Source organism: Bradyrhizobium barranii subsp. barranii (assembly GCF_017565645.3).
In the GTDB taxonomy this organism is placed as follows: Bacteria; Pseudomonadota; Alphaproteobacteria; order Rhizobiales; family Xanthobacteraceae; genus Bradyrhizobium; species Bradyrhizobium barranii.
Genome location: NZ_CP086136.1, coordinates 5,128,007 through 5,142,724, shown reverse-complemented (window position 1 = coordinate 5,142,724; position 14,718 = coordinate 5,128,007). Strand labels below are relative to the sequence as shown.

The window sequence follows — 14,718 nt, the reverse complement described above, 5'->3', positions numbered from 1 at the left end:
GCCCGTCGCCCGCTGGCCAGACCGGCGGCCGGATGGGATAGTTGACCGGCCCCTCCCCGGGGCCGAGGCGGGCAGCGCCCCCGAAACGACGTCCAACGATAACAGAAAGCCCAAGGTCGCTCCCATGCCCGTCGTGCTCGATCCCGATGCCGCCGCCGTCTACAAGGCCTTCCAGGACGCCGGCCGCCCCGCCTACGAGACCCTGACGGCACCGGAAGCCCGCGCCTATTACGGGCAGGCCCGCTTTGCCACCAACCCGGAGCCGCCGGAACTGGCGCGCGTCGCGGCGCTGGCGATCCCGGCGCCGCACGGCGCGATCCCCGCCCGCATCTACGTGCCAAAGGAGCCGCGCCTTCAGGACGGGTTGTCGCCGGCGCTGGTGTTCTTCCATGGCGGCGGGTGGGTGATCGGCGATCTCGACTCCCACGACGTCGTCTGCCGCCAGCTCGCCGTTTCAGGCGCGCTGATCGTGATCTCGGTCGATTACCGCCTCGCGCCCGAGCACAAGTTTCCCGCCGCCGCTGATGACGCGATCGCCGCCACAAAATGGATTGCCGCGAATGCGCGCGAGCTCGGCATCGATGCCTCGCGCCTTTCGATCGGCGGCGATAGCGCCGGCGGCAATCTCGCCGCCGTGGTCGCACTCACCGCACGCGACGGCAATGGTCCAGAGATCGCGGGTCAGGTCCTGATCTACCCCGCGACCGATTTCGCCATGACGCACGGCTCCCACAGCGAGCCCGAGACCAGCGTGCTGCTGACGCATTCGGTGATCCGCTGGTTCCGCGACCACTATCTCAACGGCGCCGCCGACATCCAGGACTGGCGTGCCTCGCCGGCGCGCGCGAAGAGCCTTGCCGGTCTGCCGCCGGCCTATGTGCTCACCGCCGGCGCCGATCCGCTGCGCGACGAAGGCGACGACTATGCCGAGCGCCTCAGGCAGGCCGGCGTGCCCGTCACGTACAAGCACTATCCCGGGCAATTCCACGGCTTCTTCACGATGGGCAAGCTGCTGCCGCAGGCCAATGTCGCGGTGCGCGAGATCGGCGCCTGGTTGAAGGAGCTGGGCTGACGCCTCCCATGCCCTTCGTTCTTCAAACCGTCTTCTCCCTCCCCCTGCGCGCGCTGACATGGCTCGGCAGCCAGGGCACCCGCGGGGTCGCGGCGGTCGTGTTCGTCGCCGCCGCCGTCCCGCCGCTCGGCACGCTGCTGCGGCCCTACATCACCGAAGCGATCCTCGTCCTGCTCTGCATCTCCTTCATGCGAGTCGATCTCGCGGCGCTGTACGGTCACCTACGCCGCCCGGCGCTGATTGCGACCGCAACCGCCTGGACTACGATGGGCGTGCCGCTGATGCAACAGGGCTCAACGACCGCTCGCCCGGCCTTTCCGTTGCCCTGATGCTCCAGAGCATGGCCTCGCCCATGATGGCGTCTCCGGCGCTCGCCGCGCTGATGGGGCTCGATGCCACGCTGGTGCTGGTCACGCTGGTGACCTCCACCGCGCTGGTCCCCTTCACAGCGTCGCTGTTCGCAAGCCTGTTCCTCGACGGCATGCTCAGCGTCACGCCGGCGACGCTCGGCCTGAAGCTGCTCGGCATCCTCGCGGCGTCGCTGCTGGCCGCAACTATCATCCGTTGGGTGTTCGGCGCAGAAGCGATCCAGCGCCACAGGAAGCCGATCGACGGCTTCAACATCATCATCCTCCTGATCTTCGCCGCCGCGATCATGGGCGATGTTGTGAACGATCTGGTGGCGCAGCCGGTGTTCACCATCAGCCTGGCGGCTCTGTCCTTCGCCATCTATTTCACGCTGCTCGCCGTCACCACGCTGCTGTTCCGCCGCATCGGCTATGAGCGCGCGCTGGCGCTCGGGCTGATGGTGTCACAGCGCAATCTGGGCCTGATGCTGGCCGCGACCGCCGGCGCGCTGCCGCCCACCACCTGGCTCTATTTCGCGATGACGCAGTTTCCGATCCATCTTGCGCCCTACATGCTGACGCCAATCGCGCGCCGCTTCACGGCGCGCGCGGATGGCAACGGCGAGGCCGCTGCAGGCAAGGCGACCTAGGACGCATTCATAGCGGCGTCGCGGCCGGCTTTGAGGCCCTGAAGAGATAGCGGTTGGTGCTGAAGAAGTATTGTCCCGCTCCGCTCAGACGCTCGAACTCGCTATGCCATGCTTCGAGATCATCGGCTGAAACGTCGTTCCTGCGGGCGACGAAGTCCCGAATGCCCTGGGCCAGCCCCTTACTGTAGCTATCGTCATCGTACTGCAAATTCAGGATTGGAAAGACCGACGCACCGTCCAGGTGAAGTCGTGCATGCACCAATCTGTGGGCCATCGACCTCGGGAGACGCGGGTGAGCGCAGTGCGCTTCCCATGATTTCATCACCGCGGCCATACGTTCTGGGCTTTCGGAATGCCACACCACCGCGTCCCAGTCCGTTGCGACAAAAATCGTGCGGCCCCCTGGCTTGAGCACGCGAAATGTCTCTGCGAGGACGCGGTCAACGTCAGGCACGTACTCGGCAACCTGCGTGCACACGACGACATCGAACGACGCATGGGATTGACCCAATTCCGTCGCGTTGCCGATCGCATAGGAAATCCAGGCGGAAGCCTTCTGCCGGTTGCAGACCTCGATCAGGTCAGTCGACACATCGATACCGACGACAGCACCATCCGGCCCGACGATCTGCGCCATGCTTTCGCAGAGATAGCCGGGACCACATCCGATATCGAGAACGCTCTCGCCGGCGGACAGATTGAGCTGCCGAATGGTCTCCGCACGCTGGGCGGTCACGTCCCCTGTGAGATAAAGTCTTTGGAGCCGTTTCGCGTTCTCGTTGCTGTACTCCATCCCGGTCATCTTCGCCTCCACGCTCGAGTGCCAGGTGAGATTTGCTAACCCGCCCGCGCCGCGCGCCGCAGCGCCTGGGGCGGCTGGCCGAAGGCGCGGATGAAGGCGCGCCGCATGCGCTCGGGATCGCCAAATCCGGTCGTCTCCGCGACGAGCTCGATCGCCTCGCGCGAGGACTGCACGCGCTCGCGCGCGACCTCGATCCGTAAGCGCTCGATCGCCTTGGACGGTGTCGTGCCGGTCTCCGCGGCAAAGGCGCGGGCAAAATGCCGCGCGCTCATGCCGGCACGATCGGCGAGATCTTCGACCGTAAGCCGGGCATCGAGGTTCTCGCGCGCCCAGGACAGCAGCGCGCCGAAGCGGCCGTTCGGTGTCTTCAATTCCAGCAGTGAGGAGAACTGCGACTGGCCGCCGCTGCGGCGATGATACAGCACGAGCTGGCGGGCGGCCTGTTGCGCGATCTCCTCACCATGATCCTCTGTGACCATCGCGAGCGCGAGATCGATACCCGCGGTGATGCCCGCCGACGTCCACACATTGCCGTCATGCGTGAAGATCTGGTCCGGCTCGAACTTCACCTTGGGATAGCGCGCGACGAAATCCCGCGTGCGGCCCCAATGCGTGGTGGCGCGTCGTCCATCGAGCAGGCCCGCCTCGGCCAGCACATAGGCGCCCGAGCAGACGCTGGCGACACGCACACCGCGCCGCGCCAGCCGCTGCACGAAGGCGCGCGTGACCTCGCAGCGTGCGGCGTCCGTTACGCCTGCCCCACCCGCGATGACCAGTGTCGTGATCGCGTTCGCCGACCTGAAGTCGCGCGCCATCATTTCCACGCCGGACGAGCTGCGCACGGGCCCCGCGTTCAGTGCCAGCACGCGGATTCCGGTGGTCGTCTTGCCCGTGCAGCGCGCCGCGATCTCGAACACCGAGATCGGGCCGGCCGCATCGAGCAACTGGAAATCCGGGAAGATCAGGATGCCGATCATGGTCATGTCCGAAGGTGAGGGAAATACGCCATTTTGGACGGAATGGCATCATGAGAGGCTGCGTCCGTCAAGCTCATCTTTGGAGGACCTGCCCATGTCGTCACCGCTCCAGATCGGTCTTTTGGTGTTTCCGCGCGTCACCCAGCTCGACTTCACCGGTCCCTTGCAGGTGTTCTCCTCCGTCCCCGGCGCCAAGCTGCACCTGATCTGGAAACGGATCGAGCCGGTGCCGAGCGATTCCGTGCTGACGCTGACGCCGACCACGACATTCGCCGACTGTCCGCAGCTCGACGTGATCTGCGTGCCCGGCGGCGGCGGCACCAACGACCTGCTCAATGACGAAGAGGTGCTGGATTTCCTGCGCAGGCAGGCCGAAGGCGCCAAGTACGTCACCTCGGTCTGCACGGGGGCGCTGGCGCTCGGCGCTGCCGGCCTGCTCAAGGGCTACCGCGCTGCCACCCATTGGAGCGCGATGGAGATGCTCGGCCAGTTCGGCGCGACGCCGACCAAGACGCGCGTCTGCATCGACCGCAACCGCGTCACCGGCGGTGGCGTCACCGCCGGGATCGATTTCGCGCTGACGCTGGTGTCGATCCTGGTCGACCGCACCACGGCGGAAGCGATCCAGCTCCAGATCGAATACAATCCGGCCCCGCCGTTCACGTCCGGCTCGCCCGACACCGCGCCGGCCGAAGTGCTGGCCTTGCTGAGAGAGCGCGGCACCGCAAACCAGGCCCGCCGCCTCGAGGCGGTCAAGCGCGCGGCTGAGCGGGTGTAGAGCAGAGGCTTTGCTCACGCGCCCCGAACGCAGCGCAGCACTTCCCGGGCAATGCAAAGCATCGTCCGGAAGCTCCGCACTGCTGACATGACGCTGTCAGGAGCCTGTCGCGACAATCCGTATCGCGCCCAACGCCCACGGACGCTTCCCGGTCGCGTGCGCACAGGAGGATCTGACCATGGCGCGATACCGGCTGCACTGCATCGGAGCTTCCGGCAATTCGTTCAAGGTCGCGCTATTCCTCAACTGCGCCGGGCTCGACTGGGAGCCGGTCGGCCTCGACTTTGCCGGCGGCGAGACCCGCACGCCTGACTGGCGGGCCGCAACCAATGTCATGGGCGAAGTCCCCGTCCTCGAGGTCGATGGCCGGCACATGAGCCAGTCCGGTGCGATCCTGCTGTGGCTCGCCGAGACTCACGGCGTGTTCCGTCCGACGCCCGAGGAGACGTTCGAAGCCACGCGCTGGCTGCTGTTCGACAACCACAAGTTCACCGCGAACTTTGCCCAGCACCGGTTTCAACGCTGCTTCATGCCGGAGCCCGCCCATCCCGCTGTGCTCGCTTACTTGCGCGCGCGGACCGACAGCGCCTTCTCGATCGTCGACAGACACCTCTCCCACCGCAGCTTCATGCTGGGCGATCGGCCGACGATCGTCGATTTCTCAATGTTGGGCTATCTGTACTATCCGACCGAGGAGACGGGCTTTGATCTTGCCGCGACTTTCCCGGCGATTGATGCCTGGCGCCGGCGTGTCGCCGAACTGCCGGGCTGGAAGCCGCCCTATGAGATGATGCCAGTTGGCAACTCACCGACGCTCCATCTCTGAGAAGCGAGCAGAGCAACAGATCAAAGAAAAAGGCCGCTCGGTTTCCCAAGCGGCCTTTCCTGTCTTACGGTGGCTGCACATTCCATCGGGCGATTTCGAACTTCCAGACCAGGGGCCTATCTCCCGATCGAGTCCTCGTCGGCGGCCGCTGCATCTCGGGACAGTCGCGAACTGTTGCCCGAACCGAACGCGATGGTCTCCCATCTCCGTAAGATGGGACCATTGAGCCGCATCTCTCGCGTAGCTGCAACGCCCGCGCAGGCGCTGTCCCCGCTGTTCCCGTTGTCCACAGCACGGTGAGGCGGATGCTGGTGCATCCACCCCCACGACAAGGATTCGGACGGAGATCGGAAAGCTAGCCGGGTGTCCAGGACTGGTAGTCGCCGGTCGCCTTGGGACGCTTGCCGCTGGCAAGCGTCGAGCCGGAGGGCCGATAGGCGTTCGGCGTGCCGGTAGGGTTCGGCTGGTGCGGCTTTTGCCATTCGCGCGGCTGGTAGTTCTCTTCAGTCGGCGGCACATCGACGACGTGATGCATCCAGCCGTGCCAACCCGTCGGGATGCGGCTTGCCTCGGCGTAGCCGTTATAGATGACCCAGCGCCGCTCGAATCCGAGCGTCGGATCGATCGCGCCGCCGCGGGTCCGATAATAGCGGTTTCCCTGCTCGTCCTGGCCGACCAGCTCGCCGTACCGCTTGGTCCAGAGCTGGGTGCCAAAGGTCTGGCCACTCCACCAGGTGAAGAACTTGAGGAAGAACTGTTTCATGCGGCTAGGGCCCTGCTTCGTGAGGCCCTGATGCCATCCGGGCGGCGAAATGTCCAGTTCGGCGGGGGCGGCCGTGCCCCCGCAAAATGTGGTGCCCCGGCGCAAGCACTGCCGCAAATCGGACGCGATCCGTTCATGCCGGGTACAGCGGCCGCATGGAAACCTGCGCCATACGCGCACACCGGCGTGAACCCTGGAACCGCGGGCCCTTCAAGAGGTTTGCTTCAGGGAATAAGGAGTTTGAACATGAAAAGTCTGAGAATTTTGAGCGCCGCGGCAGCGGTGGCGTTGGTCCTTCCGTTGGCGACGCCGAGCTTCGCCCAGGGCCGTGGCGGCCACGGCGGTGGCGGCGGTGGTCATTTTGGCGGTGGTGGCGGCGCCCATTTCGGCGGTGGCGGCGCCCGCATGGGCGGCGGCAGCTTTGGCGGCGCGCGGTTCGGTGGCGGCGGCGGCAATTTCGCAGCCGGAGCCATGCGCCCGAGCGCCGGCCTAGCCATGCGTCCGACCGCAGGACCAGGCTTTAGCGGCGGCGGTGGCCGTCCCCTCGCAGTCGCGGGTAATAACTGGCGTGGCGGCGGCGGCAACTGGCACGGTGGCGGCTGGCGTCGTCACGGTGGCGGTTTCTGGCCGGGTGTCGCAGCCGGTGCTGCGATCGGCGGGCTAGGCTCTTACGCCTACTACGGTGGCGGATACTACAACGATCCCTATTACTATGGCGACGACAGCTACTATGACGAGCCGTCGGTCGCGGTGGTGCCGGACAACGGTGGTGACTCGTCGGCTTATTGCGCGCAGCGCTACAAGTCCTACGATCCGGCCTCGGGTACGTATCTCGGCTATGACGGCCAGCGTCATCCCTGCCCGTAAGCAGATCGACAACGCTTGACGGAAGAGGCGTCGCATCGGTGCGGCGCCTCTTTCGTTTGTCGCGCGCTCATCGCCTGTTTCGCGCGCGGCCCGCGCATCGCGTGGGAGGATCTATGCACGCGAGCGCGAGGGACCTTTATTCACCGCACCGTGCATATCTACAATGATCCAATCCCAAATTGACCCGTCCCGCGATTCGCCTATATCACCGATGGATGTGGGGACTTCGATCTACTGGGAAATGTCATGCCGCGTATCCTCGTGGTAGATGACGATCCGATGGTCGGCGCGACCATCGAGGTTCTGCTCCAGCGTCAGGGCTTCGATGTCACGATGGCTGACGGCGGCGAAACGGGACTGGCTGCGCTCGAAGCGCAGACGTTTGACGTGATGCTGGTCGACATCTTCATGCCGCACATGCGCGGCTTCGAATCCATCCGAATCTTTCACGAGCGCGCGCCGGCGATCCCTCTGATCGCGATGTCCGGCTACGCCTTCGCCTCGTCTGCGTCGCCCTCCCCCGATTTCCTCCGCATGGCACTGGAACTCGGCGCGACACGCTGCCTGCGCAAGCCGTTCACGCCGGACGCGCTCCTGACGACGATCCGGGAATGCCTCGGCGAGGCCGCGCAGCCGAAGGACAAGAAAGAAGCCCCTTGATCCCAACGCAGCGCGTCATTCTCGGTGCTGGACTTGCAATCCTCCTGATCATCACCGCCGCCTCGATCGGACTCGACGTCAAGTCACGGTACGATGCCGCCTGGGTCAATCACACCATCGAGACGCAGAAGAAGATCTCCGATCTGCGCGTGCTGATGCGCCACGCCGAGAGCGCCGCGCGCGGCTACGAGATCTATCGCAACCCGAGCTTCAGCGACGAGTTTCAGGCGGTGCACGCCCAGCTCGCGCCGGCGCTCGCCGACCTCAAGCGCAGCCTGCGTGACAATCCGGATCAGGTCGCGCTCATGGAGGGCACCGAGTCGCTGGCGCTGCGCCGGGTCGAGATCGCCGCAGAGGTGATGCGCCTGCGCGCCGAGAACGACCAGGCCGGCGTTGCCGCGCTCCAGGGCAAGGGCGAGGGCCGCGGCCTGATGGACACGGTGATGGGCAATCTCGATCAGCTGAGCGCGGAGGAAGAGCGATTGCTCGCCGCGCGCGCCCTAAGTTCCCGCCGCACCGGCATCGTCTTGCTCGGCATCGACGTGATCGGCGCGCTGGTGATCCTGCTGCTGGTCGCGATGCTGATGCGCGAGAGCCAGCGCACCACGGTCGCGCTGAAGAGCACGCTGCTGGAGACCACGGCGGCGAAGGAGCAACTCGAGGCGGCCGTCGCCGAGCGCACCGAGCATCTCGTCAACGCGCATGACGAGCTGCGCCTGTCGGTGAACGTGCTCCAGAGCACGTTCCACAGCATGGCCGAGGCTGTGCTGGTGATCGACGCCGAGGGCACTGTCCTTCTGTCCAATCCGGCCGCGGAGCGCATCTTGCTGCATCGCGCCGGGATGAGCCTGCGCAATCTGCGCGCCCTGTCCGACGTGTTTCACGGCGACGGCGTCACGCCGCTCAGGGCGGACGAACTGCCCTCGACGCGCGTGCTGCGCGGCGAGCAGTTCGAGAATCTGGAGATGATCGTCCGCCCGCATAACGGCAACGATCCCCGCCATCTGATGATCAGCGGCCGGCCGATGCGCGACGGACAAGGCAACGTCTCCGGCGCCGTGCTGGTCTATCACGACGCGACCACGTCGCGCGAAACCGAGCGGCAGCTGCACCAGTCGCAGAAGCTGGATGCGATCGGCAAGCTGACCGGCGGCGTCGCGCACGACTTCAACAACATGCTCACGGTGATATCAGGCAATACCGAGACGCTGGTGGCGAGCCTGAAGCAGCAGCCTGAGCTCCAGCGCGTGGCGCGGCTGATCGACGATGCCGCCGAGCGGTGCGCCGAGCTGATCCAGCATCTGCTCGCCTTTGCACGAAGGCAGCCGCTCCAGCCGCGCAATGTCGAGATCAACGGCGCGATCGCCGATATCGCCAAGCTGCTGCGCCCCACCCTCGGCGAGCAGATCCAGATCGAGACCGTGCTGAAACAGGGACCGATGACCGCGCACATCGATCCGTCCCGCCTCACCAATGCCGTGCTCAACATGGCGATCAACGCCCGCGACGCCATGCCGAACGGCGGCAAGCTGCTGCTCGAGACCCACCACGTCGTGCTCGACGAGGCCTATGCGCAGGCCCACGTGGAGGTGCAGCCCGGTCCCTACGTGATGCTCGCGGTCAGCGACACCGGCACCGGCATGTCAGCGGACATCCAGCAGAAGGCCTTCGAGCCGTTCTTCACGACCAAGGAGGTCGGCAAGGGCTCGGGCCTCGGCCTCTCCATGGTCTATGGCTTCGTCAAGCAGTCCGGCGGCCACATCAAGATCTACAGCGAGGAAGGCCACGGCACCACGATCAAGCTCTACCTGCCGCCCGGCGAAGGCATGACGGACGCGGCGGCCCCAGTGGCGCCGCAGGCCGAAGGCGGCGCCGAGACCATTTTCGTGGTCGAGGACGACACGCTGGTGCGCAACTTCGTCACCGCACAGCTGCAGAGCCTCGGCTACGACACGGTCGCCGCGCCCGACAGCCGGGCCGCGCTGGACATGATCGAGGCAGGCCAGGACTTCGACCTCCTGTTCACCGACGTCGTCATCCCCGGCGGCATGAGCGGGCGCGAGCTCGCCGAAGAGGTGGCCAAGCGCCGGCCGGGTGTGAGGGTGCTCTACACCTCCGGCTACACCGACAACGCCATCGTCCATCACGGCAAGCTCGACGACGGCGTGCTGCTGCTGACAAAGCCCTACCGCCGCAACCAGCTCGCCGAGATGATCAGGAAGGCGCTGAACGGCGGCGGGATGACGGCGGGCTAGAGCATTTTCTCACGGCTTCGAAAGCGCGCGGATTGTGTGTGCGCTCGGCTGAGAACTGCACTGAATTACGAATGCTCACTGACGTCATCGGCGGTCTCGCTGCGGGCGTCGATGTTGTTTCCGGGTGACAGGCGACCGAAATCAAACGGTATTCCTGGCAGGCAAGACCATTCTCGTTGAGCCGCTTCGGCGAGCGAATATGTTGCGGTCTGTTTCTGAGGATTTCACCTCGGAATGGCCTGCGGGTCGGTGCCAAGGCTGCCGGTAATACAATTGATAATTGAATCGAGAATTGGTTCTTGTCCGACCCGGCGCCGTTTCAGGCTCCCCACATTGTTGGCGAGCACGGCTGTCGCACTGGCGCTGACGATCGTGTCGGTGCGCGCCGACGGCGGCGCTGGCGGAGCCGGTGGCAATGGCACGGGCGGCGGCGGTGGCGCGGCCGGTACCAGCGCCTCTCCTAACGGTGGGAATGGCGGTGACAACGCGACCGGACAAGGCGCGGGCGGCGGCGGCGGCGCTGCCGCAGGCGGCACCGGAGGCTCCGGGGGCACGGCGACCTCGGGCGGCGACGGCGGACTTGGCGGTGACGGCGGCAGCGTTGCCGGTGGCAACGGCGGCAATGGCGGCAACGGCAACTCAGCCCTGACTGCGGGTAGTGGCGGTGGCGGCGGCGGTGGCGGCGAAGGTGCGCTCGGTGCCGGCTCCGGTGGAGCGGGTGGCGCCGGCGGTCACGGCGGCGCCAGCGCGAGCGGCGCCGATGGTTCTGCTGTCATTGGTGGCCTTGATGCCAGCGCGGGAACGGGCAGCGGCGGCGTCGGTGGCGGCGGTGGTGCGGGTGGCGCCGGCGTGCAGGTCAGCGTCGGAGGCAGCACCCTTTCGATAGCGGCGACCGGCGGCGCGGGTGGGGTTGGTGGCAGTGGCGGCGCCGGCGGGAGCGGCGGCAATGGAGCCAGTGCTCTCTCCCTGGGCGTCGCTGGTGTGACCGGCGGGACCGGTGGCAACGTCCTCGGCAGCGGGGGCGCTGCCGGCGGCGGCGGCAATGGCGGCACCGCCGTGCAGGTCACCAGCGCAGGCACCACGACGGTCCAGCAAACGGTCGCCGGCGGCGATGGCGGCAGCGGCGGGCGCGGCGGTACAGCGGGTCACGGCGGGAGCGGTGGTGCGGGCGCTTCCGGCGCCAATGTTCTCGGCGCGCTCGATGGCGGGACCGGTGGAAACGGCGGCAATAGCGGGGTTGGTGCCGGCGGCAATGGTGCGATCGGCGGCAGCGGTGGCGACGGCATCCAGGTCACGGGTGGCGGCACCGTGACGATTTTGCAAAGCGTCACGGCAGGTACCGGCGGCAGCGGTGGCGCTGGCGGTGCAGGCAGCGCCGGCGGCATGGCCGGCAACGGCGGCAACGCGGGATCCAGCATCGGGCTCGGCGTAGCCGGCGGGCGCGGTGGCAATGGTGGCACCGGCGGCAGCGCCAGCGCCCACGCAGGCGATGGCGCCAATGGTGCCGACGGTGGCGTTGGTCTGCAGGTGACGAGCGGTGGCACGCTCTCAATTTCCCAAACGATCATGGGAGGCGCCGGTGGCAATGGCGGCGCTGGCGGCAACGGCGCCAATGGCGGCGCAAGCGGGACTGGCGGCGCCGGCGGCACAGGCGACAATGGCGCCAACGGGTCCTCCGGCTCCGGCTTTCTCAATGGCAACAACGGTCTGGTTGGTGGCGCTGGCGGCAACGGCGGGAATGGTGGCGCCGGCGGAAATGGCGGTATTGGCGGTATTGGCGGTAGCGGATCCAGCGGCGGCGATGGTGTCCAGCTCACGAACGGCGGGACCGTTACAGTTTCGGGCAGCATCGCTGGTGGCACCGGCGGGATTGGCGGCTCCGGCGGCAATGCCGGCAACGGCGCCGCCGGGGGCAACGGCAGTGACGCCGGCGCAGCGGGCACCGGCGGTGCTGGCGCGAGTGCTCTTCTCCCGGCCGTCGCTGGCGGCAGCGGCGGCAGCGGCGCCGCCGGCGGAATGGGTGGCAACGGCGGGAGCGGAGGAAGCGCCGGCAATGCCGGCGTAGGTGGTCATGGCGGCGCCGGTGGCGCCGGCGCGACCATTTCAAACGGTGGCACGCTGACCAATCAAGGCATCATCACCGGCGGCGATGGCGGCCGCGGCGGCACCGCAGGCAGTGGCGGCAACGGCGGCGCCGGTGGCAATGCGGGCAACGGCGGTGTCGGCGGCGTTGGCGGCGCTGGCGGCAACGGCACCGCTGGCGTCAACGTGGTCGGCTCGACCGATGGCGGCAATGGCGGCAACGGCGGGACCGGCGGATTTGGCGGTGCCGGCGGCAATGCCGGCAACGGTGGCAGCGCCTCGAGCCGCGGCGGCGATGGCGGCTATGGTGGCACCGGCGGCGTTGGCGCCGCCTTCTCCAACGGCGGCACGCTGATCAATCGCGGCACGATCACCGGCGGCAATGGCGGCATCGCCGGGGCCGCGGGCATGGGTGGCCTCGGCGGCACCGCGGGCAGCGCCGGCAGCGGTGGTGTCGGCGGCTCCGGCGGCGTCGGCGGTGCCGGGGCCTTGGCCGCCAGCGGCGGCACGAACGGCACCACGGGGACGAACGGCTTCTCCGGCGTGAGCGGCAGCGCCGGCGCGAGCGGTAGCTCCGGCAGCAGCACCGTCACCGCCGGGGTCTCCGGCGCGGTCGGTGCAGGCGGCGCCGGCGTCATCGGCACCAATCTCAGCATCATCAACAGCGGATCGATTTCAGGCGGTCTCGCCGGCGACGGCGTCGCGCGTGCCAACGCCATCACCTTCACCGGCGGCGCGAACACGCTGCAGCTTCAGGCCGGCTACAGCTTCAGCGGCAACGTCGTCGATCAGACGGGCAACGGCGCCTTGCAGTTCGGCGGCAACACCAACCCCACTGCTTCTTTCGACGTTTCGCTGATCGGCGCCGCTGCGCAATATCGGGGCTTCGCGAGCTTCGAGAAGACGGGCGCTTCGACCTGGACGCTGAGCGGCACCAATAGCGCTGCATTGCCGTGGTCGATCGCCGCCGGCACGCTGCTGGTGAACGGCTCGCTGGCCAATTCGACCATGACCGTGAACGCCGGCGGCACGCTTGGCGGCACTGGCACTGTCGGCGCAGCGACGATCAATGCCGGTGGCACGTTCATGCCTGGAGCCGTCAACACGCCCGGGACGTCGACGATGGTGGTCGGCAATCTGGCCTTCCAATCGGGCGCGCTCTACGTCGTTGCGGTCAATCCATCGACGTCGAGCTTCGCCAATGTCACGGGCGCGGCGACGTTGACAGGCGCGACCGTGGTCGCGAATTTCCTGCCCGGCAGCTATGTCTCGAAGACATACACGATCCTGACCGCGGCCGGCGGACGGGGCGGCACGACGTTCGCGGGCATCACCAATGTCGGACTGCCGACGGGCGCGAGCGATACGCTGAGCTATGACGCCAACAACGCCTATCTGAACCTGACGGCCGCCTTCACCAATTACACCGGCCTCAACGTCAACCAGCGGAACGTCGCCAACGCGCTGACCTACGCCTTCAACAATAACGGCGGCCTTCCGATGGGCTTCTTCGGGCTCGATCCCGCCGGCTTGACCCAGGTCTCCGGCGAGGGCGCCACCGGCTCTCAGCAGACGACGTTCAACGCGATGAACCAGTTCATGGGCCTGATGACGGATCCATTCGTCTCCGGTCGCAGCGATCCCGTCAGGGCTAGTGGCGCGCCGAGTGCGTTTGCGGAGGAGAGTTCGGCCCACGCGTCACGCGGTCGAACTGATGGCGAGCGCGACGCGTATGCGGCGATGTCCACCAAGGCGCTGCCAACCCCGACCTTCGAACAACGCTGGAGCGTGTGGGCCGCCGGCTTCGGCGGGTCGCAGACCACGGCCGGTAACGCCATCATCGGCTCGAACAACAGCGCGAGCAGCATCTACGGCATCGCGGTCGGTGCGGACTATCGGGTCTCGCCGGACACGCTCGCGGGATTTGCGCTGGCGGGCGGCCGCACCGGCTTCAACGTCAACGGCCTCGGCTATGGCAGCTCCGACCTGTTCCAGGCCGGCGCCTTCGTTCGCCATAACATCGGTGCGGCCTACATCATTGCTGCGCTGGCTTATGGCTGGCAAGACATCACGACCAACCGCATCGTCACGGTCGCCGGCATCGACCACCTGCGCGCCGAGTTCAATGCGAACGCGTATTCGGGTCGCGTGGAGAGTGGCTACCGCTTCGTCATGCCGACGCTGGGCGGTCTCGGCATCACCCCTTACGCCGCAGGGCAATTCACCACATTCGACCTGCCGGCCTATGCCGAAACTGTCGTCGCCGGTTCGTTGTTGTTTGCACAGACCTATGCCGCCAAGAGCGTGACCGACACGCGCAGCGAGCTCGGCATTCGCACCGACAAATCATTCGCCATGCAGAACGGCATCGTCACGCTGCGCGGCCGCCTTGCATGGGCGCATGATTTTAATCCGGATCGTTCGATTGCCCCGACCTTCCAGTCGCTGCCGGGCGCAAGCTTCGTCGTCAACGGTGCGGCGCAGGCGCCCAACTCCGCGCTGACCACAGCCTCGGCCGAATGGCAATGGACCAACGGCTGGTCTGCCGCCGCGACGTTCGAGGGCGAGTTCTCGAATGTCACGCAAAGCTATGCCGGCAAGGGCGCGATCCGCTACGCATGGTGATGCCTGGTTCTCGA

10 protein-coding genes and 1 pseudogene are annotated in these 14,718 nt (G+C 67.0%); 8 read left to right on the top strand and 3 right to left on the bottom strand.

Annotated elements, in window-relative coordinates; translation table 11 throughout:
* Positions 1–124: 124 nt before the first annotated feature.
* Both J4G43_RS24585 and J4G43_RS24580 read left to right on the top strand, forming a co-directional pair.
* Positions 125–1,072, top strand: coding sequence for a LipP1 family hormone-sensitive lipase (locus J4G43_RS24585; protein WP_208086585.1), 948 nt, complete (start codon positions 125–127; stop codon positions 1,070–1,072).
* An 8-nt stretch (positions 1,073–1,080) separates the two neighbouring features.
* Positions 1,081–2,069, top strand: a pseudogene (locus J4G43_RS24580) (Na+-dependent transporter).
* 7 nt (positions 2,070–2,076) lie between these two features.
* On the opposite strand, the gene J4G43_RS24575 reads toward J4G43_RS24580, so the two are convergent.
* Positions 2,077–2,871, bottom strand: coding sequence for a methyltransferase domain-containing protein (locus J4G43_RS24575; RefSeq protein WP_208086584.1), 795 nt, complete (start codon positions 2,869–2,871; stop codon positions 2,077–2,079).
* A 35-nt stretch (positions 2,872–2,906) separates the two neighbouring features.
* Entirely contained in the window at positions 2,907–3,848 is a 942-nt protein-coding gene (locus J4G43_RS24570) for a GlxA family transcriptional regulator (protein WP_038931737.1), read from the bottom strand.
* 94 nt (positions 3,849–3,942) lie between these two features.
* Between J4G43_RS24570 and J4G43_RS24565 the strand changes: the two genes are divergently transcribed.
* Together J4G43_RS24565 and J4G43_RS24560 are read left to right on the top strand one after the other, a co-directional pair.
* Complete coding sequence (locus J4G43_RS24565; protein WP_208086583.1) at positions 3,943–4,626, top strand: DJ-1/PfpI family protein; 684 nt, start codon at positions 3,943–3,945, stop codon at positions 4,624–4,626.
* Between the two features lie 178 nt (positions 4,627–4,804).
* Positions 4,805–5,452: a glutathione S-transferase family protein gene (locus J4G43_RS24560; RefSeq protein WP_208086582.1), complete on the top strand. Its 648-nt coding sequence runs from the start codon at positions 4,805–4,807 to the stop codon at positions 5,450–5,452.
* Positions 5,453–5,807: 355 nt separating this feature from the next.
* Here J4G43_RS24560 and J4G43_RS24555 read toward each other — a convergent pair whose 3' ends face one another.
* Positions 5,808–6,215 carry an NADH:ubiquinone oxidoreductase subunit NDUFA12 gene (locus tag J4G43_RS24555; protein WP_208086581.1) on the bottom strand — a complete coding sequence of 136 codons (408 nt, stop codon included), beginning with the start codon at positions 6,213–6,215 and terminating at the stop codon, positions 5,808–5,810.
* Between the two features lie 246 nt (positions 6,216–6,461).
* Between J4G43_RS24555 and J4G43_RS24550 the strand changes: the two genes are divergently transcribed.
* The 4 genes from J4G43_RS24550 (at position 6,462) to J4G43_RS24530 (ending at position 14,704) form a co-directional block, all read left to right on the top strand.
* Positions 6,462–7,082: a BA14K family protein gene (locus J4G43_RS24550; RefSeq protein ID WP_208086580.1), complete on the top strand. Its 621-nt coding sequence runs from the start codon at positions 6,462–6,464 to the stop codon at positions 7,080–7,082.
* Positions 7,083–7,328: 246 nt separating this feature from the next.
* Positions 7,329–7,742 carry a response regulator gene (locus tag J4G43_RS24545; protein WP_028148724.1) on the top strand — a complete coding sequence of 138 codons (414 nt, stop codon included), beginning with the start codon at positions 7,329–7,331 and terminating at the stop codon, positions 7,740–7,742.
* Positions 7,739–9,997: a CHASE3 domain-containing protein gene (locus tag J4G43_RS24540; RefSeq protein WP_208086579.1), complete on the top strand. Its 2,259-nt coding sequence runs from the start codon at positions 7,739–7,741 to the stop codon at positions 9,995–9,997. Before J4G43_RS24545 ends, J4G43_RS24540 begins: the two co-directional genes overlap by 4 nt.
* Positions 9,998–10,333: 336 nt before the next feature.
* On the top strand, positions 10,334–14,704 hold the full coding sequence (locus J4G43_RS24530; protein WP_256461573.1) for an autotransporter domain-containing protein: 4,371 nt from the start codon (positions 10,334–10,336) through the stop codon (positions 14,702–14,704).
* Positions 14,705–14,718: the final 14 nt, after the last annotated feature.